This window comes from Stenotrophomonas aracearum (assembly GCF_031834615.1).
Taxonomy (GTDB): Bacteria; Pseudomonadota; Gammaproteobacteria; order Xanthomonadales; family Xanthomonadaceae; genus Stenotrophomonas; species Stenotrophomonas aracearum.
This window is the reverse complement of the sequence record NZ_CP115543.1, coordinates 3,830,268-3,856,279: the sequence shown is the minus strand read 5'-3', so window position 1 is coordinate 3,856,279 and position 26,012 is coordinate 3,830,268. Positions and strand designations below refer to the sequence as shown.

At 66.9% G+C, this 26,012-nt stretch carries 21 protein-coding genes; 14 read left to right on the top strand and 7 right to left on the bottom strand.

From position 1 onward, the window contains the following. The first annotated feature begins 78 nt into the window (after positions 1 to 78). Positions 79 to 1,392, top strand: coding sequence for a M20 family metallopeptidase (locus PDM28_RS17355; protein WP_311183005.1), 1,314 nt, complete (start codon positions 79 to 81; stop codon positions 1,390 to 1,392). Here the strand turns inward: PDM28_RS17355 and queF are convergent, their stop codons facing one another. After that, positions 1,393 to 2,211, bottom strand: coding sequence for an NADPH-dependent 7-cyano-7-deazaguanine reductase QueF (queF, locus tag PDM28_RS17350; protein WP_311183004.1), 819 nt, complete (start codon positions 2,209 to 2,211; stop codon positions 1,393 to 1,395). Positions 2,212 to 2,353: 142 nt separating this feature from the next. On the opposite strand from queF, the gene PDM28_RS17345 reads away from it, so the two are divergent. The 10 genes from PDM28_RS17345 to PDM28_RS17300 all read left to right on the top strand — a co-directional run bounded on the left by PDM28_RS17345 (position 2,354) and on the right by PDM28_RS17300 (position 11,827). After that, positions 2,354 to 2,650 carry a LysM peptidoglycan-binding domain-containing protein gene (locus PDM28_RS17345; RefSeq protein WP_311183003.1) on the top strand — a complete coding sequence of 99 codons (297 nt, stop codon included), beginning with the start codon at positions 2,354 to 2,356 and terminating at the stop codon, positions 2,648 to 2,650. Between the two features lie 43 nt (positions 2,651 to 2,693). Next, complete coding sequence (locus tag PDM28_RS17340) at positions 2,694 to 3,191, top strand: hypothetical protein (protein ID WP_102946069.1); 498 nt, start codon at positions 2,694 to 2,696, stop codon at positions 3,189 to 3,191. A 155-nt stretch (positions 3,192 to 3,346) separates the two neighbouring features. Further along, positions 3,347 to 5,572: an NADP-dependent isocitrate dehydrogenase gene (locus PDM28_RS17335; RefSeq protein WP_311183002.1), complete on the top strand. Its 2,226-nt coding sequence runs from the start codon at positions 3,347 to 3,349 to the stop codon at positions 5,570 to 5,572. Between the two features lie 193 nt (positions 5,573 to 5,765). Then, positions 5,766 to 6,719 carry a hypothetical protein gene (locus PDM28_RS17330; protein WP_311183001.1) on the top strand — a complete coding sequence of 318 codons (954 nt, stop codon included), beginning with the start codon at positions 5,766 to 5,768 and terminating at the stop codon, positions 6,717 to 6,719. A gap of 2 nt (positions 6,720 to 6,721) precedes the next feature. After that, positions 6,722 to 7,270: a GTP-binding protein gene (locus PDM28_RS17325; RefSeq protein WP_311183000.1), complete on the top strand. Its 549-nt coding sequence runs from the start codon at positions 6,722 to 6,724 to the stop codon at positions 7,268 to 7,270. Further along, positions 7,263 to 7,700 carry a roadblock/LC7 domain-containing protein gene (locus PDM28_RS17320; protein WP_311182999.1) on the top strand — a complete coding sequence of 146 codons (438 nt, stop codon included), beginning with the start codon at positions 7,263 to 7,265 and terminating at the stop codon, positions 7,698 to 7,700. The genes PDM28_RS17325 and PDM28_RS17320 overlap by 8 nt, the downstream gene beginning before the upstream one ends. Positions 7,701 to 7,737: 37 nt before the next feature. Beyond that, entirely contained in the window at positions 7,738 to 8,100 is a 363-nt protein-coding gene (locus PDM28_RS17315) for a hypothetical protein (RefSeq protein WP_425507611.1), read from the top strand. Positions 8,101 to 8,183: 83 nt separating this feature from the next. Further along, positions 8,184 to 9,920 carry a bifunctional isocitrate dehydrogenase kinase/phosphatase gene (gene aceK, locus PDM28_RS17310; RefSeq protein WP_311182997.1) on the top strand — a complete coding sequence of 579 codons (1,737 nt, stop codon included), beginning with the start codon at positions 8,184 to 8,186 and terminating at the stop codon, positions 9,918 to 9,920. Positions 9,921 to 9,977: 57 nt separating this feature from the next. Next, the gene (locus PDM28_RS17305) at positions 9,978 to 10,853 is read left to right on the top strand and encodes an energy transducer TonB (protein ID WP_311182996.1); all 876 of its coding nucleotides are present in this window, start codon (positions 9,978 to 9,980) and stop codon (positions 10,851 to 10,853) included. A gap of 98 nt (positions 10,854 to 10,951) precedes the next feature. Continuing rightward, a complete protein-coding gene (locus PDM28_RS17300) occupies positions 10,952 to 11,827 on the top strand; it encodes an energy transducer TonB (RefSeq protein ID WP_311182995.1) in 876 nt (291 codons plus the stop codon). Between the two features lie 12 nt (positions 11,828 to 11,839). On the opposite strand, the gene PDM28_RS17295 is transcribed toward PDM28_RS17300, so the two are convergent. From PDM28_RS17295 to PDM28_RS17285, 3 genes are all read right to left on the bottom strand, one after another. Then, a complete protein-coding gene (locus PDM28_RS17295) occupies positions 11,840 to 13,426 on the bottom strand; it encodes a sensor domain-containing diguanylate cyclase (RefSeq protein WP_311182994.1) in 1,587 nt (528 codons plus the stop codon). Positions 13,427 to 13,507: 81 nt separating this feature from the next. Further along, complete coding sequence (locus PDM28_RS17290) at positions 13,508 to 14,524, bottom strand: cupin-like domain-containing protein (protein WP_311182993.1); 1,017 nt, start codon at positions 14,522 to 14,524, stop codon at positions 13,508 to 13,510. Between the two features lie 64 nt (positions 14,525 to 14,588). Beyond that, a complete protein-coding gene (locus PDM28_RS17285; protein WP_311182992.1) occupies positions 14,589 to 17,597 on the bottom strand; it encodes a TonB-dependent receptor in 3,009 nt (1,002 codons plus the stop codon). A gap of 418 nt (positions 17,598 to 18,015) precedes the next feature. Between PDM28_RS17285 and PDM28_RS17280 the strand changes: the two genes are divergently transcribed. Continuing rightward, the gene (locus tag PDM28_RS17280; RefSeq protein WP_311182991.1) at positions 18,016 to 19,287 is read left to right on the top strand and encodes a sugar MFS transporter; all 1,272 of its coding nucleotides are present in this window, start codon (positions 18,016 to 18,018) and stop codon (positions 19,285 to 19,287) included. A gap of 4 nt (positions 19,288 to 19,291) precedes the next feature. On the opposite strand, the gene PDM28_RS17275 is transcribed toward PDM28_RS17280, so the two are convergent. After that, complete coding sequence (locus PDM28_RS17275) at positions 19,292 to 20,299, bottom strand: LacI family DNA-binding transcriptional regulator (protein ID WP_070209468.1); 1,008 nt, start codon at positions 20,297 to 20,299, stop codon at positions 19,292 to 19,294. Between the two features lie 287 nt (positions 20,300 to 20,586). On the opposite strand from PDM28_RS17275, the gene PDM28_RS17270 reads away from it, so the two are divergent. Both PDM28_RS17270 and PDM28_RS17265 read left to right on the top strand, forming a co-directional pair. Next, positions 20,587 to 23,115 (top strand): glycoside hydrolase family 3 N-terminal domain-containing protein, encoded by a 2,529-nt coding sequence (locus PDM28_RS17270; protein ID WP_311182990.1) that lies wholly within the window; start codon positions 20,587 to 20,589, stop codon positions 23,113 to 23,115. 217 nt (positions 23,116 to 23,332) lie between these two features. Further along, entirely contained in the window at positions 23,333 to 23,554 is a 222-nt protein-coding gene (locus PDM28_RS17265; RefSeq protein ID WP_311182989.1) for a hypothetical protein, read from the top strand. 61 nt (positions 23,555 to 23,615) lie between these two features. Here the strand turns inward: PDM28_RS17265 and rho are convergent, their stop codons facing one another. Further along, the gene (gene rho / locus PDM28_RS17260) at positions 23,616 to 25,400 is read right to left on the bottom strand and encodes a transcription termination factor Rho (RefSeq protein WP_311182988.1); all 1,785 of its coding nucleotides are present in this window, start codon (positions 25,398 to 25,400) and stop codon (positions 23,616 to 23,618) included. A 224-nt stretch (positions 25,401 to 25,624) separates the two neighbouring features. Further along, on the bottom strand, positions 25,625 to 25,954 hold the full coding sequence (gene trxA, locus PDM28_RS17255; protein WP_311182987.1) for a thioredoxin: 330 nt from the start codon (positions 25,952 to 25,954) through the stop codon (positions 25,625 to 25,627). Between the last annotated feature and the right edge of the window lie 58 nt (positions 25,955 to 26,012).

The following is a 26,012-nucleotide window of genomic DNA, read 5'->3' as shown; positions in this document are numbered from 1 at the left end:
CCCCGAAAGTTACAGCGCAAACCAAACGGATGCCCTACATTCAGGTTCATCACCCTGATTGCCTTCGTGGAGACCTGCATGCCCCGTCTGTCGCTGTTGCTGTCCGCCCTGCTGCTGGCCTCCCCCGCGCTGGCCGCCGCCGCCCCGGCCGAGCGCCCCGAAGTCACCGCCGCCGCCGCCCGCCTGCAGGCCCAGGTGGTGGAATGGCGCCGCGACTTCCACCAGCACCCGGAACTGTCCAACCGCGAAGAGCGCACCGCCGCCAGGGTCGCCGAACAGCTGCGCGCGATGGGCCTGAAGCCGAAGACCGGCATCGCCCACCACGGCGTGGTCGCGATCATCAAGGGCGGCAAGCCCGGCCCGCGCATCGCCCTGCGGGCTGACATGGACGCGCTGCCGGTGACCGAACAGACCGGGCTGCCGTTCGCCTCCAAGGCCACCAGCACCTACCGCGGTGAGCCGGTCGGGGTGATGCACGCCTGCGGCCACGACGCGCACACCGCCACCCTGCTCGGCGTGGCCGACGCACTGGTCAAGATGAAGGCCAACCTGCCCGGCGAAGTGATGCTGATCTTCCAGCCCTCCGAGGAAGGCGCGCCGGCACCGGAAGAAGGCGGCGCCTCGCTGATGCTCAAGGAAGGCCTGTTCGCCGACTTCAAGCCGGATGCGGTGTTCGGCCTGCATGTGTTCTCCAGCGTCCAGGCCGGGCAGATCGCGGTCCGCAGCGGCCCGCTGATGGCTGCTTCGGACCGCTTCGGGATCAAGGTGATCGGCCGCCAGACCCATGGTTCGGCGCCGTGGAACGGGGTCGACCCGATCGTGGCCACCGCCGACCTGGTCGGTACCGCGCAGACCATCGTCAGCCGTCGTTCCAATATTTCCAAGCAGCCGGCGGTGGTGTCCTTCGGGGCGATCAAGGGCGGCATCCGCTACAACATCATTCCCGATGAAGTGGAGATGGTGGGCACCATCCGCACCTTCGACGAGGGCATGCGCCAGCAGATCTTCGCCGACCTGCGCAACGTGGCCGAGCACACCGCCGCCGCGCATGGCGCCAAGGCGCAGACCGAGATCTACGAGGCGGAAGGCAACCCGGCCACGGTCAATGACCCGGCGCTGACCGCGCGCATGCTGCCCAGCCTGCAGGCCGTGGTCGGCGAAGCCAACGTCTACGAGCCGCCGCTGCAGATGGGCGCCGAAGACTTCTCGCTGTACGCCCAGCAGGTGCCGGGCATGTTCTTCTTCGTCGGCGCCACCAGCGAAGGCATCGACCCGGCCACCGCCCCGGCCAACCATTCGCCGAAGTTCCTGCTGGACGAGAAGGCGCTGGATGTGGGATTGCGGGCGCTGCTGCAGGTGTCTTTGGACTTCCTCAACGCGCCCGCGACCTGATTATTGGCGGATTTCCCGCACGGTCCGCGCCGGCGCTTCGATGCCGGCGCTGGCCCGCCACGGGTTGATGTCCAGCCCGCCGCGGCGGGTGTAACGCGCCTCCACTTCCAGCCATTCCGGCTGGCAGCGCTGGGTGATCTCGTTGAAGATCCGTTCCACGCACTGTTCGTGGAACTCGGCGTGTTCGCGGTAGCTCACCAGGTAGCGCAGCAGGCCTTCGCGGTCGATGCGCGGACCGCGATAACGCACGCTCACGCTGGCCCAGTCCGGCTGCCCGGTGACCGGGCAGTTGGACTTGAGCAGGGCCGAGCTCAGGGTCTCGGTCACCACCTGGCCGGCATTGGCCGACAGGTACTCCGGCGCGGGCGGGCCGTAGCGTTCGATCGCCACGTCCAGTTCGTCCAGCGACTCGCCCTCGGCGCCGTCCACCAGCGGCGGCACCCCGAACACCACGTTCACCACCGCCCCGGCACAGGCCGACAGGTCGCCGGCGATGCGCTGGCGGGCCTGTTCGTCGTCGTCGAAGCGGGTGCTGTTGAGCGAGTTGAGGTACAGCTTGAACGACTTGGATTCGATCAGGTTCGGCGAGGTGCACGGCACGCTGACCGTGGCCACCGCCACCCGCGGCTTGCCGCGCCGGTCCAGCCAGCTCAGCTCATAGGCCTGCCAGCGGTCGTGGCCGACGAACGGCAGGTGGGCCTCGTCCACCCCGATCTCCTCGCGCGCGGCGCGACGGGGGATCGGGAAGAGCAGGGCGGGATCGTAGTGGGAGGGGTAAGCAACCTCGCGACCGAGGCTGGAGTCCTGGGGGGTATTCATGCGGCCATTTTAGCGTGGCCGGCCGCCGCCCCGGGCCCTGTTCAGAAAAGCGCCCGAATCCTTCACGTCCGCGCCATGCCCCATTAACAATGCCTGTGACACCGTGCCATCCAGGTTGTCATATCCAGAAAGGAGCGCGTGGATGAGTACCGACAAGAAAGCCGATTTCTCCGGTGTCAAAGCCAGCGTCGATACCACTGCACAAAAGGTGGAGAAGGCCGATTTCTCCGGCGTGACCGCTTCGGTCGATACCACGGCCGAAAAGGTGGGGGGCAGTACCTACACCGTACAGAAGGGCGACTCGCTGTCGAAGATCGCCAAGGACGAGCTGGGCGATGCCAACGCCTGGAACCGTATTTTCGAGGCGAACAGGGACCTTCTGGACGACCCGGACAAGATCCAGCCCGGCCAGGTCCTGAAGATCCCGGCGAAATCCTGATCCCACTCGAACTGCACGCCACTCATTCCCAGGGAGGAATTCCATGAAGAAGACGTCCATCAGTACCGCCGTTCTTGCCGCCCTGCTGGCCACCGTTGCGCTCGCCGGCTGCAAGAAGAAGGAAGACACCGCCGACAACAACGCCCAGCCGGCAGCTCCGGTTGCGACTGCACCGGCCGAACCGGCCGCGCCGCAGCCGATGACCGCTGCCGCGCCGGTGAACGTCTCCGCTGTCAGCGTCGGCAAGACCGCCGCTGCCGACAAGTCGGTTGCGCCGACCGCGATGTTCGGGCCCAAGGACATCATCATCGTCTCGATCCGCACCGACGGCACCGCCAACAATGCCAATGTCGGCGCCAAGTTGACCTACCAGGACGGCCAGGTGGCAGGCGAGCAGAGCCAGGCACTGAACACCACCGGTGCCGAGACCACCAACATCAGCTTCACGAATGCCAACGGCTGGCCGACGGGCAAGTACCGCGCGGAAGTCATGGTAGATGGCAAGGCGGCCGGAACGCCGCAGGAGTTCGAGGTCAAGTAAGTCCCGCCGACTCTCTCCCGGCACGGGCTCACGATGGACGCAGCCGCGAGGCTGCGTCTTTTTTGTTGACCAGTACCTTTGCGTATGGCGCGGCTTTGCTCCCCGGGTCCGAAACCGCGACAATGAGGGGGTTACCCGGAGAGCATCAGACCCCCATGTCGAACACGCCCAAGATTCTGTACACGCTTACCGATGAAGCCCCGTTCCTGGCGACCCAGTCGCTGCTGCCGATCGTCGAGGCCTACACCGCCACCGCCGGCATTGCCGTGGAAACCCGTGATATTTCGCTGTCCGGCCGCATCCTGGCGCTGTTCCCGGACTTCCTGAAGGACGACCAGAAGGAAGCCGACCACCTGGCCGAACTGGGCCAGCTGGCGACCACCCCGGACGCCAACATCATCAAGCTGCCCAACATCAGCGCCTCGGTGCCGCAGCTGAAGGCCGCGATCAAGGAACTGCAGGACCAGGGCTTTGCGCTGCCGAACTACCCGGACGTGCCTACCGATGACGTCTCGCGCGATATCAAGGCCCGTTACGACAAGGTCAAGGGCAGCGCCGTCAACCCGGTGCTGCGCGAAGGCAATTCCGACCGCCGCGCACCGCTGTCGGTCAAGAACTACGCCCGCAAGCATCCGCACCGCATGGGCAAGTGGTCGCCCGAATCGAAGTCGCACGTGGCCCACATGGACGGCGGTGATTTCTACGGCAGCGAAAAGTCGGCCACCCTGGCCAACGCCGGCAACCTGAAGATCGAACTGCAGCAGGCCGACGGCAGCGTCGTGGTGCTGAAGGAAAAGACCGCGGTCAAGGCCGGGGAGATCGTCGACGCCGCCGTGATGAGCCGCAACGCACTGGCTGCCTTCGTGCAGGCGCAGATCGTCGACGCCAAGGCCAAGGGCGTGCTGTTCTCGCTGCACCTGAAGGCCACCATGATGAAGGTCTCCGACCCGATCATGTTCGGCGTGGTCGTCGAAGAGTTCTACAAGGACGTACTGGCCAAGCACGCCGACGTGCTCACGCAGGCTGGCTTCGATCCCAACAACGGTATCGGCGATCTGTACGCGCGCCTGCCGCAGCTGCCTGAAGCCACCCAGGAAACGATCAAGGCCGACCTGGCTGCCGAATACGGCAAGCGCCCGGGCCTGGCCATGGTCAACTCCGACAAGGGCATCACCAACCTGCACGTGCCCAGCGACGTGATCGTCGACGCCTCGATGCCGGCGATGATCCGCGACTCCGGCGGCATGTGGAATGCCGACGGCAAGCTGCAGGACACCAAGGCCGTCATCCCCGACCGTTGCTACGCTGGCGTGTACCAGGCGGTGATCGACGACTGCATCGCGCACGGCGCGTTCGACCCGGCCACCATGGGCTCGGTGCCGAACGTCGGCCTGATGGCACAGAAGGCCGAAGAGTACGGCTCGCACGACAAGACCTTCCAGATCCCGGCCGACGGCACCGTACGCGTCACCGACGACGCCGGCACCGTGGTGTTCGAACACGCCGTGCAGACCGGCGACATCTGGCGCATGTGCCAGACCAAGGACGCGCCGATCCAGGACTGGGTGAAGCTGGCGGTCAACCGTGCGCGCCTGAGCAGCACCCCGGCCGTGTTCTGGCTGGACGCCGCACGCGCGCACGATGCGCAGGTCATCGCCAAGGTCGAAACCTATCTCAAGGACCACGACACCAGCGGCCTGGACATCCGCATCCTGGCGCCGGTGGAAGCCACCGCGTTCTCGCTGGACCGCATCCGCAAGGGTGAGGACACCATCTCGGTGACCGGCAACGTGCTGCGTGATTACCTCACCGACCTGTTCCCGATCATGGAGCTGGGCACCAGCGCCAAGATGCTGTCGATCGTGCCGCTGATGGCCGGTGGCGGCCTGTTCGAAACCGGTGCCGGTGGTTCGGCGCCCAAGCACGTGCAGCAGTTCGTCGAGGAAGACTACCTGCGCTGGGATTCGCTGGGCGAGTTCCTGGCCCTGGCCGCGTCGCTGGAACACCTGGGCAACCGCTACAACAACGCCGGTGCCAGCGTGCTTGCGAAGACCCTGGACCAGGCCAACGGCCAGTTCCTGGACAACGACAAGTCGCCCTCGCGCAAGCTGGGCGGCATCGACAACCGTGGCAGCCACTTCTATATCGCGCTGTTCTGGGCCCAGGCCCTGGCCGCGCAGGATGACGACGCCGCACTGAAGGCCCGCTTCGCGCCGCTGGCCAAGGCACTGACCGACAACGAGCAGGCCATCGTGGCCGAGCTCATTGCCGCGCAGGGCAAGCCGGTGGACATCGGTGGTTATTACCGCCCGGACGTGGCCAAGGCCAGCACCGCGATGCGTCCGAGCACCACCTTCAACGCGGCCCTGGCGGCACTGTAAGGTTCGACCCCCGCCACAGCGGTGATCGATCGAAAACCCGCGCCCCGGCGCGGGTTTTTTGTTGGCAATCCCATTTCCGACACGAACCTCCATTTTTGCCTGCAAATACGTGACGCCCGCCAACAGGGTTCTGGCACGCTGTGCTCCGCCACGCATGTGGGGGTGGCAGGGAAGCGCAACCAGGGGAAGGGCGATGGCCAGGGTTCTCGTGGTCGGATCGGATATCCAGGGTGAACGTGCATTGCTGCAACGCCTGCGTGTGGCCGCGTCATTGCCGGCCGAAACCGTGCGGAGTTGTCGCGATCTTGATGAGTGCGACCTGCTGGTGATCAAGGACACGCCGGCGCTGCGCAACGCCGCGCTGCGCATGGTGCGCGAACGTCCGCGCATCCAGTTCTGGGTGGAAGACCAGGACGGCCAGCTGCGGCCGGGACAGGGGGCCAATCGCGGCGTACTCGACGACAGTGCCATCGAGTGCGCGCTGCGGGGGATGCCGGCCGCGGTCAACAGCATCGACGAACCGCGCAGCGCACAGGGGGCCAAGGCGATCACGCGCGCGCTGCGCGAGCGCCTGCAGTCGCGGCAGGGGCATGCCGCGCTGGTCCTGGAGGACGAACCGCAGCTGCTGCTGGACTTCGTGCAGGACCAGATGGTGGTGCCGGTTGGAGTACCGGCCGCCAGCCTGGCGCAGGACCTGTCGGATGTGTTCGACATGCTCTCGCTGCATGGTCTTTCCGAACGCCGCTACCAGGAGCTCGCCGGGGCCCTGCCACGGCAGCCGCTGCGCCCGTTGCTGTGGCAGTGGGGCCAGCGTCCCGCGCACTGGCAGGACCTGGACGCGCGCCTGAAACGCGGCGCACGGGTCAAACTGCTGCGCTGGCCCGACTTCCGCGTCCTCGGCAACCAGCACGACAGCTTCCGGTTGTGTTCGCTGCTGCTCAAGCGCGCCTGCAGCGTGGAAGAGTGCGCCACCCTGCTGGATGTACGGGACGATGCCGTGCGCGACGTGGTGCATCCGGCGTATCTGTGCGGCTACGCCGCGGTGGAGGACTTCCAGTCCAATGCGCCAGCGGTGCGTGCCCCGGGCGGCGGCGGCACGCTGCTGTCGCGCATGTGGCGCAGCGTGCGCCAGCGGGGCGGGGGCTGAGCGTGCGCGAACACAAGATCGTGGTGCTGGGCGGCATGGGCAGTGGCAAGTCGACCCTGGTCCGCGCCATCGCGGCCGGCGCGGTGGTGGACACCGACGTGCCCAACAGCGACCGCGCGGGTGCCGACAAGGCCTCCACCACCGTGGCGATGGACTACGCCGACATCGACCTGCCCAACGGTGACCGCCTGCGCCTGTACGGCACCCCCGGACAGCAGCGCTTCGATTTCATCTGGCCGATCCTGCTGCAGGGCGCCAGCGGCGTGGTGCTGCTGCTTGATGCGACCCGCTGGGCAGCGGTGGAAGAGCTCCAGGACTACGTCGCGGTGCTGCGTCAGCATGCTGCCGACGTGCCGGCGGTCATTGGCGTTTCGCGACTGGACCTGGCGCCCTCATTCGATCTTGAAACGTGCACCGCCGTAGCGGGCTGGGGCAACCGGATGCTGCCGGTCATGCCGGTGGACGCACGCAATCGCGAACAGGGGCTTTCGCTGATGGATGTGCTGATGAGTGAGATGGAAGTCCACGAGCTGGTACCGGGTCATGGCTGACGGGCACGACGTACGTCGGTTGGATCCGGTCACACGTGAGCGCGTGATCCGGCACCTGCAGGCCTTCGCCGACGACATCAACGGCGTGCGCAGCGCGGTGCTGGCCAGCGTGGACGGCTTCGCGCTGGTACCGGCGGCGGGCACCCATGGAAACGGCGAACGCCTGGCTGCCATGACCAGCGCGATGCTGGCGCTGGCAGCTGCGGTGGGGCGCGAGCTGGCGCTGGGCGAGCTGGAGGTCCTGATGCTGGAGGCCGGTGAAGGCAAGGTGCTGATGCTGGCCCTGCCCTGCACGCCGGTACCGCTGCTGCTGATGACGGCCTGCGACGCGACCTGCGTGACCGGCAAGGTGCTTTGGAGTGCGAAGGAATGTGGCCGCAACATCATGGCCGAACTCAGCGGATCACGAGCCGATCCGCAGGGAACCTAGGGGCTCGACAACCAGAACGGGGTGCAGCATGGGCAACATGAACAACGCAGTGAGCGATACCTTGAACTCGCTGATGCAGATCGATGGCGCGAAGGCAGTTGCGCTTGTGGACTATGAGAGCGGCATGCTGCTGGGCGAAGCCGGCTCGGGCATGGACATGGAAGTGGCCGCCGCAGGCAACACCGAAGTGATCCGCGCGAAGATGAAGACGGCGGCATCGTTGAACCTCAACGACACCATCGAAGACATCCTGATCTCGCTGGGCACCGCGTACCACATCCTGCGCCCGGTAGCGAAGAAGAAGGGGCTGTTCCTGTACCTGGTGCTCGACCGCAACAAGTCCAACCTGGCGCTCGCGCGCCGCAAGGTGCAGGACGTGGAAGGCGCGCTGGTGATGTGAGTGCAAAAGGCGCCGACCACTCCGGGGTGGTCGGCGCACGCCGCGCGGGCGCACAATGGGGGCGGTCCTTCCGGTTGCCCTGCATGCCTGTTGCCGATTCCCACGATGAAGTCGCGTTGGCCGCCTCCCTTGCCCTGCTGGTCCGCGGGGGGTTCGAGGACTATCACGCGCGCTTTGCCAGCGTCACGCGGCGCGCGCGGGTGCGCTTCGAGACGCAGGACTGGAGCGGTGCGCAGGGTGACGCGGTGGAACGTATCGGGCTGTACGACCGCTGCATTGCCGAGACCGTGGATGCGCTGCGGCGCGCCGCAGGAGAGGCGGTAGGCAGCCGCAGCCTCTGGCTGGGCGTGCACGCGGCGTACGCCGCCCTGGTCGGGCCGCTGATCGACGCCGAGCTGTACAAGACCTTCTACAACACCCTGGCGCGGCGCCTGTTCGCCACCGAAGGCGTGGATGCCGAGGTCGAGTTCATGGCGCTGGACGTGGAACCGTCCGACGCCATCACCCATCCGGTCGCGCGCCACACCTACGCGGTGTCCACCACGCGCCCGGTCGAGGCGTTCATGCGGGTGCTGGGCGACTATCGTTTCGAGGTGCCCTACGCGCACCAGATGCGCTGCGCGGCGGCGATCGCCGTGCGCCTGCAGGACGACCTGCAGCACTGGGGCACGCATCCGGTGCGCAGCATCGAACTGCTGGACACCGTGTTTTACCGCGAGCGCCGCGCCTACCTGGTGGGGCGGGTGTTCGGTGAACACCGCTTTTCGCCCTGCGTGATCGCGCTGGTCAATGACGGCGCCGGCCTGCGTGCCGAGGCGGTGCTGACCCGGCGCCGTGACGTGGCGCACCTGTTCGGCGTATCGCGCAGCTACTTCCAGGCCGACCTGGCCACGGTGGGCGACGCGGTGGTATTTCTGCGCAGCCTGCTGCCGGCCAAGCCCATCGATGAGATCTACACCGTGCTGGGCCGCGCCAAGCAGGGCAAGACCGAGCGCTACCGCACCTTCTTCCGTCACTTCCTGGACCACCCCGACGAACAGCTGGTGCATGCCGAGGGCACGCCGGGCATGGTCATGGCGGTGTTCACCCTGCCCACTTACCCGCTGGTATTCAAGCTGATCCGCGACCGCTTCGCCTGGCCCAAGAGCATGACCCGGCACCAGGTGGAAGAGAAGTACGCGCTGGTGTTCAACCTGGACCGCGTGGGCCGGCTGCTGGACGCGCAGCCCTACCGCCACCTGCGCTTCCCGAAATCGCGCTTCTCGCCGGCATTGCGCGAGGAACTGCTGACCCAGTGCGCCGCCAGCGTGCACGAGGAAGGCGACACCTTGGTGATCGCGCTGTGCTACGTTCAGCGCCGCTTCCGCCCGCTCAACCTGTACCTGCGCGAGCAGACCGCCGAGGCGCGTCGCGCCGCCGCACTGGACTACGCGCAGGCGATCACCGACATGGCGCGCAACAACATCTTCCCCGGCGACATGCTGCCGAAGAACTTCGGTGTATCGCGGCACGGGCGTGCGGTGTTCTACGACTACGATGAACTGTGCCTGGTCAGCGACTGCGTGTTCCGCGCGTGGCCGCAGCCGCGCAATGCCGACGAAGTGATGGCCGACGAGCCGTGGTTCCATGTGGGCCCGCGAGATGTGTTTCCGGAACGGTTCGCGCCGTTCATGGGACTCCCCGCAGCAGAACTTGCTGCGGTTCGCGAACACCATGGTCATCTGTTCGATCCCCTGTGGTGGCAGGGGTTGCAGGGATGTTTCGCGGCCGGGAACTACCCTGACACATTGCCCTACGCGGACACCCACCGGCTGGCGTGATTTACCCCTGACATACCGGTGGGGTACTCTCGACACTCATCACAAGGAGCAGGTGAGATGCGTTATTCCCCCCTTCTGGCCTTGGCCCTCGCTGTTGGCGGCACCGGGCTGGTCGCGAGCAGTGACACCATCGCACAGAACGCACGCGAAGTGCGGCAGACCGCCCAGGCCAGCATGACGCTGAGCGGCAAGATCGATATTGGCACCGAAGGCCAGGTCACCGCCTTCGAGCTGGCGCACGCCGACAAGGTGCCGGCCGACCTGGCGGCGTTCGTCACCCGCCAGGTGCAGGCATGGCGCTTCGCGCCGATGATGGTCGATGGTGCTGCCGTGGCCATCCAGACCCCGGTGATAGTCCGCCTGGTACAGCAGCCCGATTCGAACGGTGATGGTGCGAACGTGCGCGTCACCGGCGCCAGCTTTGCGAAGTACGACCCGGAGAGCACCAGCCGCGTCACCTTCATCGCGCGACCCGCACCGATTTACCCGAAGGACGTGTACGCCGTGCGCGGGCGCGGTGACGTGCTGATGCTGCTCAAGATCGCACGCGACGGCAGCGTGGCCGATGTGTTCACCGAGCAGGTCAACCTGCGCGTGGTCGGCAAGGAAAGGCAGATGAGCGCCATGCGCGCCTCGCTGGCGCGTGCCTCCGAAGCCGCCGCACGGACCTGGACCTTCCGCCCACCGACCACCGGCGCCGCCAAGGACGCCGAGTCCTGGAACGTACGGGTGCCGGTGCGCTACGCCATGGGCGAGCCGCGCATGGAGCGCTATGGCGAATGGGAAGCCTACATTCCGGGCCCGCACGAGCGCGCGCCGTTCAGCAATGCTCGGGCTGACGCGAACGCGGCGCCCGACCTGCTGGCCGACGGCGGCCTCTACATGGCCGACCTGGACGACGGCCCGCGCCTGCTGACCCCGCTGGGCGGCTGATCGCGCATCCGGCCGTCCTGCCTGCGCGGCAGGGGGGCCGATGACGAACCCGACGGCATGCGCTACGCTCGCTGCTCAGATCACAGGGAGGGGATTCGATGCGTTCTGTTCTATACGTTGCACTGGCGGTAGCGTTGGGCTGTGGCGTCATGGCGGTAGTGCCGCAGGCGGCCGCAATTTCCAAAAGCGAAGCGCGCGCCGCCGCCGAAGGCAGCATGGTGCTGGGCGGTCAGATCAACATCGGTGCCGAAGGCCAGGTGGAAGCCTTTGCGCTGGACCAGCGTGAGAAGATACCTGCCGATGTTGCGGACTTCGTGGAACGCTCGGTGCTGACCTGGCGCTTCGCGCCGGTCATGCGTGACGGCCAACCGGTACGTGCGCGCACCGTGGTGTCGATCCGCCTGTCGGCCAAGGCCGGTCCCGACGGAAACGACATGGTGACGTTGGAGGGAGCTACCTTCGGTGGCTATGACCGCAACAGCACCGACGAGGTGACCTGGATCAAGCTGCAGCCGCCGGTCTACCCCGCATACGCCTTGGAAATGGGTGGCCAGGGCGACGTGATCGTCATCGTGAAGGTGGGGCGCGACGGCCAGGTCCTGGATGCCGTTGCCGAGCAGGTGAACCTGCGCGTGCTCACGGACGAGCGTCGCATGCAGAAGCTGCGCGATACCTTCGCACGGCAGACCGTCAACACCGCCAAGCGCTGGACCTTCCGTGCGCCGACCACGGGCGATGCGAAGGATGCGCCGTTCTGGACGATTCGTGTTCCTGTCGACTACGCGTTCAATGACAGCGGCAAGGAAGCAGGCTATGGCAAGTGGAAAGTCTATATTCCCGGCCCGCGCACGCCGGCGACCTGGCGTACGGACGAGCAGCGCGCGAGCGATACCTACGGTCCGCTGGCGTCTGGTGGCATCTACATGGCCGACGTCAACACTGGCCCACGCCTGCTGACCCCGCTGGGCGGCTGATCGCGCTTCCCATCACCCCTGCGCCGGGCCCTCCGGCGCCGGGTACACCACGGTGCGGTTGCGGCCCTGTTCCTTGGCCATGTACAGCGCCTTGTCGGCCAGGCGCAGCGCCTGGTGCGGGTCCTCGTGGTAGCTGGGGTAGTGGGCCACGCCCAGCGATACCGTCACCGTGCCCACCTCCTCGAACACTTCCGCTTCCACCTGCCGGCGCAGGCGTTCGGCGATGGCGGCGCTGGCCGCGACGTCGATGCCCGGCAGCAGGATCAGGAATTCCTCGCCGCCATTGCGGCACAGCAGGTCGGTGTCGCGCGAGTCGTCGCGCATGATCTGCGCGATGCGCAGGATCACCGCGTCGCCCACGGCATGGCCGAAGCGGTCGTTGATGGTCTTGAATCGGTCGATGTCCAGCGCGACGATGCCGAACGGCTGCCCGCGCGCCTGCCAGTCTTCCAGCCCTTCCTGCAGGCCACGGCGATTCTGCAGGCCGGTAAGCGGGTCGGTCATGCTGGCGCGGCTGAGCTTGCCGATCCGGTCCTGCAGCAGGTTGAAGCTGTACAGCAGCGCCTGCTTGAGGTGCGCGGCCTCGTAGTACCACGCGCGGATGCCGCTGACATGGCGGATGGCGATGCCGGTGTCGCGGTTCTGCACGTTGCGCGCCATCTGCCACAGCGGCAGCGAAATGCGCCGTGCGAACCACCAGGTGACCAGCAGCGACAGCACGCCCAGCGGGATGGCGTTCCAGATCACCGCCTTCATCAACCGCGACAGCGGCGCCAAGGTGGCGGCGGTGGGACGCTGCGCGACCACGCCCCAGCCCACGCTGGGCACCGGTGCGTAGCCGGCCAGCATCAGCACGCCATGGCTGTTGCGCACTTCCTGCGCGCCCGAATGGCCCTGGCTTACAGCTTTGACCGCCGGATTCTCCAGCGCGAACTGCCCCACCCGGGTCGGCTCGATGTGGTACAGGATGCGGCCGTTGCGGTCGACCACGTACAGGTACGAGCCGTCGCGGTAGTAGTGCTTGCCGAGCAGGCTCTGCAGGATGCTGCGTTCGCGCAGGTAGATGGTGCCGCTGACGTAGCCGCGGTACTGGCCCTGCGCGTCGAAGATGGGGTGCGAGATCGCCACCAGCAGGCGCCCGGTGGCCGACTGGTACGGGTCGCTGATGTACGGCTCGCGGCGCTTCAGCGCTTCGCTGTTGCCCTGGCTGTTGAGCGTGATGCCGGTGAGCGCCAGGCTCAGCGGCGAGGTGGCCAGCACCGTGCCGGCCGGGTCCACGATCAGCACCGAATTGAAGCTGTTGGTCTGCAGCTGCAGGCGCGCGGCGTGGGCTTCCAGCCCGGCGCGGTCATGGTTCTGCTTTCCCAGCTCGATGGCGGCGTAGGCCAGCTGCTGCTGGGCCGACAGTATGAAGTTCTGGGTGCTCTCGGCCAGCTTGCTGGCATAGACCCGGTTGGACTCCAGCGTGGTGCCGATCAGCTGCTCTCGCTGTACGCGGTAGCTCGCATGCAGGGTGTTGGCCAGGGCGACCAGCGAGCTGAGCAGCGCGAGCGCAAGAATCAGCTTGCCCAGGTTGAGGCGGGACGACAGCAGGGGCATGGACTTCAACTACCGGCAGGGTGACGAGCGGTCACGGCGCGGATTATCACGGATTCGCCGGGTCAAGGGTAACCGTCGGCGCTACCGTTCCAGCCGCTTGCGTAGAACACTGCGTACATTGGCCGCCATCGCCTCGTCCAGCGGCCCGAGCACCCCACGGGCGTGCTCGGGAATGTGCGCGGTGGCGTCGGCGCCCGTTGCGAACACAAAGTGGTCGAACATCGCCCGCCAGTGGCGACGCTGCGCCGGTGGCAACGAGCGCAGGGCCAGCAGCGACAGCATCAGGGCGTTCATCGGTGCGTCGGTCCATGCCGGCACCGGGCGCCACCAGTAGTTCACCAGCACGTTGAAGTCGTCCAGCCCTTCCATGTGGTGCCACCACAGCGAGGGAATGAACACCGCATCGCCGGGCCCCAGCTCGGCGACCTGGGCGCTGGCCCAGGCTCGTTCGAAGCGCGGAAAACGGTCCAGGTCCGGCGCGGCGAAGTCGACCAGGCTCACCGCCTGGCCGGCCGGGGTGAAGTCCAGCGGGCCCATGTACAGATTGCCGACCTGGTCGGGCGGGAACAGGGTGACCCGGCGACGCCCGGCGGCGACACAGGCCAGGTTGTCCGGCACGTCGTGGTGGGCGGCAATGCGCGAACGGTTGCCGATCCAGATGCTCGCCAGCGGGTCGTCCACGCCGAGCGCCATCGGGTTGTCCTGGCGGAAGCCGGGCAGGAAGCTGTCCAGCGTCGTGGACGCGACATAAATGGTGGGCGCAGCGGGAGCGTTGCGGTACTTGAGCAGGGTGTCGAGCACCACCTTGAGCGGAATCTGCTCACGGCGGAAATTGAAGCCGCTCATGTCCGCGTTGTAGAAGATCCGGCCCTGCGCGTCGGGCGGGGCGGTGGTCGCGGTCACCGGCAGGGTGCCGTGGTCGTACTGCTTGAGATGGGCCACGGCGGCATCGGCCGAGGCCTGCGCGGCGGCCACCATCGGCCAGTCGCCGACCAGCCCGCGAATGACTTTGGGCGTGGTCCAGGTGGGCAGCAGCGCCGGCAGCTGGCTGCGGTCGAGGTCGCGGACTTCGTCGATCGGGCCGGGCGTTGCAGGCATGGCGGGTCGCTTGCGGGGCAGGGACGGTCTGGCGAGTGTAGACCCGCCAGACCGCCTTGGGGCCTTAGAACTTGTAGCGGACGCCGAACATGTAGCGCGGGCCGGTCTGGGTCGCGTAGCGCAGCATGTTGGTGTGGCGCGCGTAGGTGCGCATGGTCTCGTCGGTGAGGTTGATCGCCTCCACGCTCAGCGACAGCTGGTCGTTGACCGCATAGCTGATGTTGAGGTCGAGCTGGCCGTAGTCGTCGGTGTAGTTCGGGTTCGGACCCTGGCCGCCGATGCCGTTGAGGAACTTGTCGCGCCAGTTGTACGCCGCACGGATCTGCCAGCTGTTCTTGTCATAGAACGCCACCAGGTTGGCCGAGTCGCTCAGCCCCACCATCGGGTACTGGTCGCCCAGGCTCAGGTTGTCGAAGGTCAGCCCCGACTTCACCTTGGTGTAGTTGGCGGCCAGGCCGAAGCCGGACTGCCCGAACAGGTGCTGCACCGCGATTTCCCAGCCATCGAGATGGTCCGAACGCTGGTTGGCCGGCAGGGTGATGTCGAACCCGGCGATCGGGTCGCCGGGCTGGCCGACGATGGTGCCGGTGAGCTGGCCGGCCGAGTTGGTGCCGGTGGCGGTCACGCCGGGCTGGCCGTTGAAGTTGGTGAAGATGTAATCGCGGATGCAGGGCATGTCGGACACGCCGCAGCCCGCCGCCAGCGCTGCATTCCAGTACGCGCCACCGACCGGCGTGTGCAGGTCGCCGGTGTTCTCGCGGACGATGGTGTTGCTGATGAAGTTCTTGATGTTCTTGCGGAAGAAGCCGACCGAGGCGTAGCTGGACTCGCCGTAGTACCACTCCAGCGACAGGTCGAAGTTGTCCGACAGCAGCGGTTCCAGCGCCGGGTTGCCGCGCGACCCGCTACCGCCCTGGGTACGCACGATGTCGGCCAGCGACTGCCCGCTCTGGATCTGGTCCCACCCCGCGCGGCCCAGGCTGCGGCTGTAGCTGCCGCGCAGGGCCAGGCTGTCGCTGATGTCCAGCTTCAGGTCCATGTTGGGCAGCACGTAGTCGTACTTGCCGCTGTCGCTGATGAAGCCGCTCTCGCTGGCATAGTCGATGTTGAGCTCGTTGGCCGAACTCCAGCTGATCCCGTTGGGCACGCGCACCATCGCGGTGGAGTCCACGTCGGTCTGCTCATAGCGCACGCCGACCGCCACGTTCAGCGGCATCGACCAGTCGAAGGTGGTGCGGTACTGCAGGAACGCGCTCTTTGACTTCTCGTTGGTGCGGATGTCCTGCGAGTACTCGGTGGGCGCCACGTAGCAGGTCGGGCAGGCCGGGTCGGAGGCGGTACCGACCTGGGCGGCGCGGTTGATCAGGCGGTCGAAGTCGAACACCAGGAACTGGCCGGTCAGGCGCGGATCGCTGTGGCCGGAGAACGCATCGAAGTACTTCGCCATGTCGTCGGCGTACCAGATGCTGTCATCGTAGTCGGCCGGCGTGCCCAGGCCACCCCAGGTATTGCGCTGCATGATCGCCGAGGCCGAGCGGTTCTTCACGTCGGTGTAGCCGACGCCGAAGTCCAGCGCGGAGTAGTCGGCGAACTTGAAGGTGCCGCGGCCCTGGTACTGCTCCACCTCGGACTTGTTGTAGCTGTTCTGGAATACCGAGCCGGTGACCAGCGCATCGGCGGCCTGCACGCCACCCGGCGGCAGCGCGATGTTGATGATGGGCAGGTCGCCGCTGTAGTCCACGGTGGTCTTGCCGCGCACGAACGCGGCCACGCCGAGCACGCCGGCCGAACCGTACGGGCTGTCCGGCTGCGACTCGCCGGTGGAGTTGTGGGCGTCGAAGTTCAGGGTCAACGCATCGTTGACTTCCCATTCCACGTTGAAGCCCAGCGAGTCCAGCGTGTTCTTGGTGGCCAGCTGCGCGCCACCCATCGACACGTCCGAATTGACCATGTCTTCGCTGTAGATGATCGGCGCGGCGACCGGGCCGTTGGTCCAGATGCTGTCGCCCGGGCCGTAGTTGAACCACACCGACAGTTCGCTGCGCTGCTGCTGCACCTTGTTTTCCACATAGGTGTAGTCCAGCGTGGTGGTCACGTTGTCGACCGGCTTCCACTGCAGGGTGGCCTGGCCGTTGGTGCGCTGGCGCTGCACGCCGTTTACGTTGTACGCGGTGTTCTGCGGGCGCCCGTACACATCGTTCGGACCCGGACGGTTCTGGATGCGGTCGGCATAGCCCTGGCCCGGCTGCGGCAGCACGCGCCAGTCGGTGGTGTTGTCGCCTTCGAACGTGGCCCAGCCTTCGGCCACGGTGGCCTGGTTGAAGCCGGAGTCGCGCTCCTGGTAGCTGCCGCTCAGCATCACGCCGAAACGACCATCGGCATAGGTGTCGCTGAAGATGCCCGACAGCTCGCCGGTGAAGTCCGAGCCCTTCAGGGTGCGCGGCAGGTTGTCGTTGGAGGTGTCGTTGACCGCCTTCACGCCCACGCTGACCACCGGCGCCGCTTCGAGCGGACGCAGGGTCTTGACGTTGATGGTGGCGCCGATGCCGCCAGTCGGGTTGTCGGCACGGGTGGTCTTGAACACTTCCACTGCCGAGATCGACTCGGAGGCGATGTTGGCGAAGTCGAACGAGCGCGAGCCGGACAGGCCGCCACCGCCATTGCCGAGATTGGAGGCCGGCATCTGGCGGCCGTTGAGCAGCACCAGGTTGAAGTCGGGCCCGATGCCGCGCACGGTGACCTTGGAGCCTTCGCCGCTGGAGGTACGGTCGATGGACACGCCGCTGATGCGCTGCAGCGATTCGGCCAGGTTGGTGTCCGGGAACTTGCCGATGTCTTCGGCCACGATGCCGTCGACCACGCCCTGGCTGTCGCGCTTGAGGTTCATGGACGAGGTGAGGCTGCCGCGGATACCGGTGACCTGCACCGTATCGAGCGTGGCGGGGTCGAGCCCCTGCGAGGACGACGCAGCGCCATCGCGGCTGGTGTCCTGGGCCCACGCCGGCCCGGCCAGCACGGCGAGCAGCGCGGAAGTGAGCATTGCCTTGCGGGGTACAGCCTTGTACGTCTTCATTGCGCTCCCTCCCCAGGGAAATCGGTAATGGCAGTCCTACGGTCTCTGGCACGAACCAACAACGTTCTGGGCGGATTGGGCCCACGCCTGACAGCGTTGTCAACAAACTGCCATGCAACCTCCTGTTGCATTGCCCGCTGCCGACGCACCCGAATGCGCAAAGTGCCTGTGCGTAAATCCGGAAAACGCTGCTGTGCAGGCCTCTGCGGTGGTTTTCGGCGGGACGTGACGCACCCGATCTCGTCCCATGCGGTCGTTGTGCAGTGCAGAAAGGAACTGCGCAAACCGTGATCGCGTGCTCGCTGACAGCGCTGTCGCGCAATGTGGCCGATTGTCTGACAGCGCTGGACAATCTCGTTCCGAGCGGGTTCCATGTCTGGCCGCCGCATGGCTGGCATTCCCTTCAGAAGGACACGCAATGGAGACTTCCACCGCGGTTCGCGGGCACCACGTACAGAGCACGCGCACGGCCTTGGCCGTGGTCACGGCCATCTTCTTCATGTGGGGCTTCATCACCTGCCTCAACGACATCCTGATTCCGCACCTCAAGGCCGCGTTCTCGCTGACCTGGGTGCAGGCGATGCTGATCCAGTTCACCTTCTTCGGCGCGTACTTCCTGATGTCGTTGCCGGCAGGTCGCCTGGTGGCGGCCGTAGGCTACAAGCGCGGCATCGTGGCCGGCCTGGCCATTGCGGGTGTCGGCGCGCTGCTGTTCTGGCCGGCCGCTGCGCTGCACGTGTATGGCCTGTTCCTGGGCGCGCTGTTCGTGCTGGCCACCGGCATCACCGTGTTGCAGGTGGCGGCCAATCCGTACGTGGCGCTGCTGGGCCCGGAGCAGACCAGCTCCAGCCGGTTGACCCTGGCGCAGTCGATGAACGCACTCGGCACCACCATCGCGCCGCTGTTCGGTGGCCTGCTGATCCTGGCCGCCGAACCGCGCAGCCCCGAACAGCTGGCACTGCTGCCGCAGGCCGAAGCGCTGGCCTACCGCGCCGCCGAAGCGCAGTCGGTGCAGCTGCCGTACTTCGGGCTCGCCGTTGCGCTGTTCGTGCTGGCCGCAGCGATCTGGATGTTCCGCCTGCCGAGCATCGCCGGCGTGGAAGGTACCCGGCACCCAGGAACGCTGGGTGACGCGCTGCGCCACAAGCACCTGGCGTTCGGTGTACTGGCAATCTTCTTCTACGTGGGCGCGGAAGTGTCCATCGGCAGCGTGCTGGTCAACTTCCTGTCCATGCCCGGCATCGGCGAGGGGCTGACCGAGCAGCAGGCCACGCACTACGTGTCGCTGTACTGGGGCGGTGCGCTGGTCGGCCGCCTGGTGGGTACGTTCCTGCTGGCGAAGTTCGATCCGCGCCGCCTGTTGGGGATCTTTGCGCTGATGGTCATGGGCCTGCTGGCGGTGACCATGCTCGGCACCGGCAACCTGGCCAAGTGGAGCGTGGTCAGCGTGGGCCTGTTCAACTCGATCATGTTCCCGACCATTTTCGCGCTCGCCATCGGCGGGCTGGGTCCGCTCACCGGGCAGGGCTCCAGCCTGCTCGTCATGGCGATCGTCGGCGGCGCGGTGATTCCGCTCGCGGTGGGCTGGCTGGCCGACCAGTACGGCCTGCAGGCGTCGTTCCTGCTGCCGCTGCTGTGTTACCTGTTCATCGTGTTCTACGCCTGGCGCGGTTCGCGCCGGGCCGGCTGAGCGTTCAGCGGCGGCGCGGTGCGTGGGTGGACTCACGCACCAGCACCGCATGGTCCACGGTGACCATGCTGCCGGCGCCGGACGAGCGGATCCTTTCGATCAGCTGTTCGGTGGCGATCCGCCCCATGGTGTCGGTGGGCTGGCGCACCGTGGTCAACGCCGGGTAGATGTGGCCGGCAATCGGCGTGTCGTCGAAGCCGCACACCGAAAGATCGCGCGGCACGCGCAACCCGCGCTGCCCGGCCACGCGGAACACGGCGGCCGCCATGTCGTCGTTGGCCGCGAAGATCGCGGTGGGCGGCTCGGGCAAATCGAGCAGCGCATTGGCAGCCTCGATGCCGGACTCGAACGAGAACTGACCGTTCACCACCAGGCTCGGGTCGTACTCGATCCCCGCATCGCGCAGCGCCTGGCGGTAACCGGCCAGGCGCCACTGACAGGCGCCGTGCGCGCGCGGGCCCTTGATGTGCCCGATGCGTCGGTGGCCCTGCTTGACCAGGTGCCCGATCAGTTCCACCACCGCCGTGGTCTCGTCCATGCGCACGCCGATGATGCCCTCGGGGTGGCGCGGCGCGATGCTGGCAAACGGAATCTCGTTTTCTTCCAGGTAGGCCAGCACCACGGCATCGTCGGTCAGCGGCGGAATCAGCACCACGCCGTCGGGCCGCGAATTCTCGAACAGCGCCGACAGGTCCGGCAGGGTACGCCGACCGATGCCCACCGGCCCCAGGATCAGGTTGTAGTGGTGCGCGTGGCAGGCTTCCAGCATGCCGTTCTGGATTTCCATGAGGTAATTGCGCGAGGGATTGTTGTACACCAGCGCCAGCGCATACGAACGCTGCCCGGCCAGGCTGCGCGCGGAAAGGTTGGGCTTGTAGCCCAGCCGCGTCACCGCCGCGAGCACGCGCTCGCGCGTTTCCTCGCGCACGTTGGGCTCATGGTTGAGCACGCGCGAGACGGTCTTGATCGAAACGCCCGCAACCGCCGCGACATCTTCGATACGACTACGCATGGTGCGATGGTTCCTCTGCATGTGCCGGTCGGCCGCAGCGGATGGTGCCACGACGCGGGGCATTCGTGCACGGTCATCCGATTCCATGCGGCGATGCAACAGCAATGGCCCGTGGACAGCACCGCCGGACAGCGCCAGCCCAGCAGTGGCGGTGAAAGCAGGACATCGGCGTGCGCCAACGGTTGACAGCGCCACGCCCGGCTTATATGACAGCGCTGTCAGCGGACGCGCCCAACCGGCCGCGATCCGCCCCCTTGTCGATGATTTTCCTTTGGAGGTAGATGTCCGTGAGCAGCGCCCGGAAGACCGTTCTTGCCCTCTGTGTACTGACGGCTTTGGCCGCGCAGGCCCCTGTCGCCGCCGCCGCCGAGCGCCTGCAGGATTGGCCCCGGGTGACCAGCGCCATCGCAGCCGACCCGGCCATCGAAGCCCGCGTGCGCACCATCGTCGGCCAGATGACGCTGGCGCAGAAGGTCGGGCAGATGACCCAGCCCGAGATCAAGCAGATCACCCCCGAGCAGGTGCGCACGTACTACATCGGCTCGGTGCTCAACGGTGGCGGTTCGTGGCCGGGCATGGACAAGCACGCCAGCGTGGCCGACTGGGTCAAGCTGGCCGATGCCTATCACGCGGCGTCGCTGTCCACCGACGCGCAAACCCCGGTGCCGGTCATCTGGGGCACCGACGCCGTGCACGGCCACAGCAACGTGTACGGCGCCACCCTGTTCCCGCACAACATCGGCCTGGGCGCGACCCGCGATGCAGCGCTGATCGAACGCATCGGCGCCGCCACCGGAACCGCCACCCGTGCCACCGGCATCGGCTGGGTGTTCGCGCCCACCCTGGCGGTCGCGCACGACCCGCGCTGGGGCCGTACCTACGAAAGCTTCTCTTCCGATCCCGCGGTGGTGCGTGAGTTCGCCACGGCGTACGTCAAGGGCGCGCAGGGCCGCTTCAACGCCGACGGCAACGTGGTGGCCACCGCCAAGCATTACATCGGCGACGGCGCCACCGACAACGGCCGCGACCAGGGCGAGTCCACGGTCGACAAGGCGACCATGATCAACGTGCACGGCCAGGGCTACTTCGGTGCGCTGGGCGAGGGCGTACAGACCGTGATGGCCTCGTTCAACAGCTGGAACGACCGCGCCGGCGGCGTGGACTACGGCAAGATGCACGGCAGCCAGGCGCTGCTCACGGGCGCGCTGAAGGACAAGATGGGCTTCGATGGCTTCGTGGTGTCCGACTGGAACGGCATCGCACAGGTGCCCGGGTGCCGCAACGACAGCTGTGCGCAGGCGATCAATGCCGGCATCGACATGGTGATGGTGCCCGACGACTGGAAGGCGTTCATTGCCAACACCATGGCCCAGGTCGAGAGCGGTGAGATTCCCATGGCGCGCATCGACGATGCGGTGACCCGCATCCTGCGGGTCAAGCTGCGTGCCGGGCTGTTCGACCACAAGCCCTCGGACAGCCGGTTCGCCGGCGACAGCGCAGCCGTGCAGCACCGCGAGCTTGCGCGCGAAGCGGTGCGCGAATCGCTGGTGCTGCTGAAGAACCAGGACAAGGTGCTGCCGCTCAAGCGCAACGCACGGGTGCTGGTGGTGGGCGAAAGCGCGGACAACCTCTCCAACCAGGCCGGTGGCTGGTCGCTGACCTGGCAGGGCACCGAGAACACCAATGCCGACTTCCCCAACGCCGACTCGGTGCTGGGCGCGCTGCGCGCCGAACTGGGCGCAGCACAGGTCACCTTCAATGCCGACGCGAACGACATCGACGCCACGCAGTTCGACGTAGTGGTAGCGGTGATCGGCGAAACGCCGTACGCCGAAACCAACGGCGACATCCTCGCCTCGGACACGGTCAGCCACAGCCGTGCGCAGCCCAAGGACCTGGCTGTGCTGAAGGCGGCGGCCGCCAGCGGCAAGCAGGTGGTCACCGTGTACTTCTCCGGCCGTCCGATGTACACCAACGACCTGCTCAATCTCTCGCAGGCGTTCGTCGCCGCGTGGCTGCCGGGTTCCGAAGGCAAGGGCATCACCGACGTGCTGGTCGCCGGCAAGGACGGCAAGTCGGCGCATGACTTCACCGGCAAGCTGAGCTTCCCGTGGCCGGGCGTGCCGTGCCCGGCACCGATCGACCGCCCGGATCCGAAGCGCCCGCCGCTGTTCAAGTTAGGCTATGGCCTGAGCTACGCGCAGCCGGCGCAGGTCGCGCGCCTGCCGGAGGCCAACCCCGACCATTGCGGCGAAGTGACCACCCTGCCGATCTTCAACCGCCTGGACACCGCGCCGTTCTCGCTGCACATCGCCGCCAACGGCGCCACCCAGCCGCTCGGCAACGACCTCAACGCCAGCCTGCGCTGGCCGAAGGAGAAGCCGGTGGCCGACGTGCGCACCGTGCAGATCAACACCCAGCAGGACGCTCGCGAAGTGACCTGGCTTGCCCCGGCCCAGCTGATCGCACGCAGCACCTCGCGGCGCAACCTGAGCGCGCTGGCGCGCAGCAACGGCGCCCTGCAGTTCGACGTGATGGTGCAGCACCCGCCGGCGTCGGGGGTAAAGGTGACCATGCAGTGCGGTACCGGCTGCGAAGGCGGCGTGGACATCGCCTCGACCCTGGCCTCGCTGCAACCGGGCCAGAAACGCACCGTCACCATCCCGCTGGCCTGCTTCGCCAGCAAGGGCGTAGACCTGGGCGCGGTGGAAGCGCCGTTCGTGGTCACCGCCGACAAGCCGTTCGCAGCGGCGTTCACCCAGGTGCGTGTTGCCGCGAAGGCCGACAAGGCAGAAGGTGCGGTGGTGTGCAATTAAGCCCCCTGCCACGCCCGGTTGCCTACCGGGACGCCGGCCGACGCCTGGATTCGTAGCGCCGGGCTCTGCCCGGCCGCTCTTGCCCTTCGTGCAGCCGGGCAGAGCCCGGCTCTACCGACATGGTGTGTCGCGTTCGTCGCAGAAATGGGAGTTGTTGCAGAGGATGCTTTTCGCGTGATCGGTAGCGTGATGGCTACACAGGCGCGGGGAGATCGATGTGACGCTGATGCATGTGCTGGGTGGGCTGTCGCTGCTCATCCTTGTCGCGGTATCGACGATGATCAGGGCGGGAATCGGGTTCGAGCATGGGGATGGGGCGACCGGGCAGGAGGAGGCCGAGGTCGATGCGACTGAGGAGATGGCGGAGCCGCCGCTGGATCCGGTGGCAACGTTGGGACCAATCCATTTCGGGCCGTTGCTGGATCGCATGCGGCCCTGACGCGCATCCATGAAAAAAGCCCCGCAATGCGGGGCCTTTTCTGTTTCGACAGCCGCGCCGATCAGCGCTTCATCGAACCGAAGAACTCGTCGTTGGACTTGGTGTTCTTCATCTTGTCCAGCAGGAACTCCATCGCAGCGATTTCGTCCATCGGGTGCAGCAGCTTGCGCAGGATCCAGATCTTCTGCAGCAGCTCCGGCTCGATCAGCAGGTCTTCGCGGCGGGTGCCGGAACGGTTGATGTCGATGGCCGGGTACACGCGCTTTTCAGTGATGCGACGGTTCAGGTGCACTTCGCTGTTGCCGGTGCCCTTGAACTCTTCGTAGATCACTTCGTCCATCTTGCTGCCGGTGTCGACCAGCGCAGTGGCGATGATGGTCAGGCTGCCGCCTTCCTCCACGTTGCGCGCGGCACCGAAGAAGCGCTTCGGGCGGTGCAGGGCGTTGGCGTCCACGCCGCCGGTGAGCACCTTGCCGGAGCTGGGCACCACGTTGTTGTAGGCGCGTGCCAGGCGGGTGATCGAGTCGAGCAGGATCACCACGTCCTTCTTGTGTTCCACCAGGCGCTTGGCACGCTCGATCACCATTTCGGCAACCTGCACGTGACGGGCGGCCGGCTCGTCGAAGGTGGAGCTGATGACTTCGCCGCGCACGGTGCGCTGCATTTCGGTCACTTCTTCCGGGCGCTCGTCGATGAGCAGCACGATCATGTGCACTTCCGGATGGTTGGTGGTGATCGCCGTCGCCACCTGCTGCATCATCATCGTCTTACCGGCCTTCGGCGGAGAGACGATCAGCGCACGCTGGCCCTTGCCCTGCGGCGCCATCAGGTCGAGGATGCGGCCGGTGATGTCTTCGGACGAGCCGTTGCCGCGTTCCAGGGTGAAGCGCTTGCGCGGGAACAGGGGGGTGAGATTCTCGAACAGCACCTTGTTCTTGGACGCTTCCAGCGGCTCACCGTTGATGGTGTCCACGATCGACAGCGCGAAGTAGCGCTCGCCGTCCTTCGGGAAACGGATGCGGCCGGACAGGTGGTCGCCGGTGCGCAGGTTGAAGCGGCGGATCTGGCTGGGCGAGATGTAGGTGTCGTCCGGGCCGGCCAGGTAGCTGGCTTCGGCCGCGCGCAGGAAGCCGAAACCGTCCGGCAGGATTTCCAGCACGCCGTCGGCGGCAACGCCGTCGCCATGGCGGGTGAGCACCTTGAGCAGGGCGAAGATGACGTCCTGCTTGCGGGCACGGGCCACGCCCTCGGAAATCTGCAGCTGGTCGGCAATGTCCAGCAGCTTCTGCGCCGGCATGCGCTTGAGGTCGCTCAGCGAGTAGACCGGGAAGCCTTCGGGCACGTTGGCCTGCTGGGTACGCACGAACGGCTGCTGCTCGCCATTGTCCTGCGGCATGCCGTCGTCGCGGTAGCCACCGCCGCCGCCGCCGCGATTGCGGTCGCGGTCACGGCGATTGCGGAAGCGGTCGCGGCGGTTGCCCTGGCCTTGGCCCTGGTTCTGGCCGCCCTGGTTCTGGCCCTGCTGGTACGGGTTCTGCCCGCCCTGCTGGTTGTTGTTGTTGTTGTTGTTGTTGTTGCGCTGGCCGCCGTCGCCGGCGTCCTGGCCACCGCCTTGCGGGGCCGGGGCATCGCCGCTGGACGCGGCCGGTGCCGGAGGTGCCTGCACAGGTGCCGGAGCAGCCGGCGCCGGCGCGGCGGGCGCGGCAGCCAGGGGCAGGGCGTTCTGGGCGGGGGTGGACCCGGTGTCGGCGCTGGGAGCAGCGGCCTTGGCGACGCGCGGCTTGCGCACGCGCTTCTCGGCGGGCGCGTCGGCGCTCCCGGGTTCGGAAGTAGTGATATCGGACAAGTGCTGAATTCCTCGCTGGAAGGTGCGAGCGCCCGGCAGGGCGGCGAACGTTGGGAAGGGATTCTGGAAAGAAACGTCGTCCAGAAGATGCGGCACGCGAATGCGGCCGGATGTGCCGACACTAACACCGGCTCGCGGCGGCGCGCAAGCCGGGTGGGGCAGGGTCATTCATGCGGGCGTGGGGCCCGCGGGGGCAGCCGGTCGTGGCCGGCTGCCGGGGTGGATCAGGCCAGGGCCCGGTCGATCAGGCCCGCCAGCTGGGCCTTGCCCACTGCGCCGATCTGCTCACCGACCTTCTCGCCGTCCTTGAACACCACCAGGTACGGGATCGAACGGACGTGGTACTTGGCGGCCAGGGCGCGGCTCTGGTCCACGTTGACCTTCACGATCTTGGCGCGGCCGTCGTAGGCGTCGGCCAGTTCGTCCAGGGCCGGGGCAATCATCTTGCACGGGCCGCACCACTCGGCCCAGAAATCGACCAGGACCGGTTCCTTGGAATTCAGTACGGTGCTATCGAAGTCGGCGTCGCCGACGTGTACAACCTTGTCGCTCATCTTGGTCTCTCGTTTTGGAGTGCACCTGGACGTGGCCATTCAAGGCCTCATCCGCTCT

Excerpts from the sequence above, each read along its gene's own strand:
- PDM28_RS17290 (WP_311182993.1), bottom strand. The coding sequence starts at position 14,524 with ATGCCTGCAACGCCCGGCCCGATCGACGAAGTCCGCGACCTCGACCGC.
- PDM28_RS17320 (WP_311182999.1), top strand. The coding sequence starts at position 7,263 with ATGGCTGACGGGCACGACGTACGTCGGTTGGATCCGGTCACACGTGAG.
- PDM28_RS17280 (WP_311182991.1), top strand. The coding sequence starts at position 18,016 with ATGGAGACTTCCACCGCGGTTCGCGGGCACCACGTACAGAGCACGCGC.
- PDM28_RS17285 (WP_311182992.1), bottom strand. The coding sequence starts at position 17,597 with ATGAAGACGTACAAGGCTGTACCCCGCAAGGCAATGCTCACTTCCGCG.
- PDM28_RS17335 (WP_311183002.1), top strand. The coding sequence starts at position 3,347 with ATGTCGAACACGCCCAAGATTCTGTACACGCTTACCGATGAAGCCCCG.
- PDM28_RS17275 (WP_070209468.1), bottom strand. The coding sequence starts at position 20,299 with ATGCGTAGTCGTATCGAAGATGTCGCGGCGGTTGCGGGCGTTTCGATC.
- PDM28_RS17345 (WP_311183003.1), top strand. The coding sequence starts at position 2,354 with ATGAGTACCGACAAGAAAGCCGATTTCTCCGGTGTCAAAGCCAGCGTC.
- aceK (WP_311182997.1), top strand. The coding sequence starts at position 8,184 with ATGCCTGTTGCCGATTCCCACGATGAAGTCGCGTTGGCCGCCTCCCTT.
- queF (WP_311183004.1), bottom strand. The coding sequence starts at position 2,211 with ATGAATACCCCCCAGGACTCCAGCCTCGGTCGCGAGGTTGCTTACCCC.
- PDM28_RS17295 (WP_311182994.1), bottom strand. The coding sequence starts at position 13,426 with ATGCCCCTGCTGTCGTCCCGCCTCAACCTGGGCAAGCTGATTCTTGCG.
- PDM28_RS17300 (WP_311182995.1), top strand. The coding sequence starts at position 10,952 with ATGCGTTCTGTTCTATACGTTGCACTGGCGGTAGCGTTGGGCTGTGGC.
- trxA (WP_311182987.1), bottom strand. The coding sequence starts at position 25,954 with ATGAGCGACAAGGTTGTACACGTCGGCGACGCCGACTTCGATAGCACC.
- PDM28_RS17305 (WP_311182996.1), top strand. The coding sequence starts at position 9,978 with ATGCGTTATTCCCCCCTTCTGGCCTTGGCCCTCGCTGTTGGCGGCACC.
- PDM28_RS17330 (WP_311183001.1), top strand. The coding sequence starts at position 5,766 with ATGGCCAGGGTTCTCGTGGTCGGATCGGATATCCAGGGTGAACGTGCA.
- PDM28_RS17340 (WP_102946069.1), top strand. The coding sequence starts at position 2,694 with ATGAAGAAGACGTCCATCAGTACCGCCGTTCTTGCCGCCCTGCTGGCC.
- PDM28_RS17315 (WP_425507611.1), top strand. The coding sequence starts at position 7,738 with ATGAACAACGCAGTGAGCGATACCTTGAACTCGCTGATGCAGATCGAT.
- PDM28_RS17355 (WP_311183005.1), top strand. The coding sequence starts at position 79 with ATGCCCCGTCTGTCGCTGTTGCTGTCCGCCCTGCTGCTGGCCTCCCCC.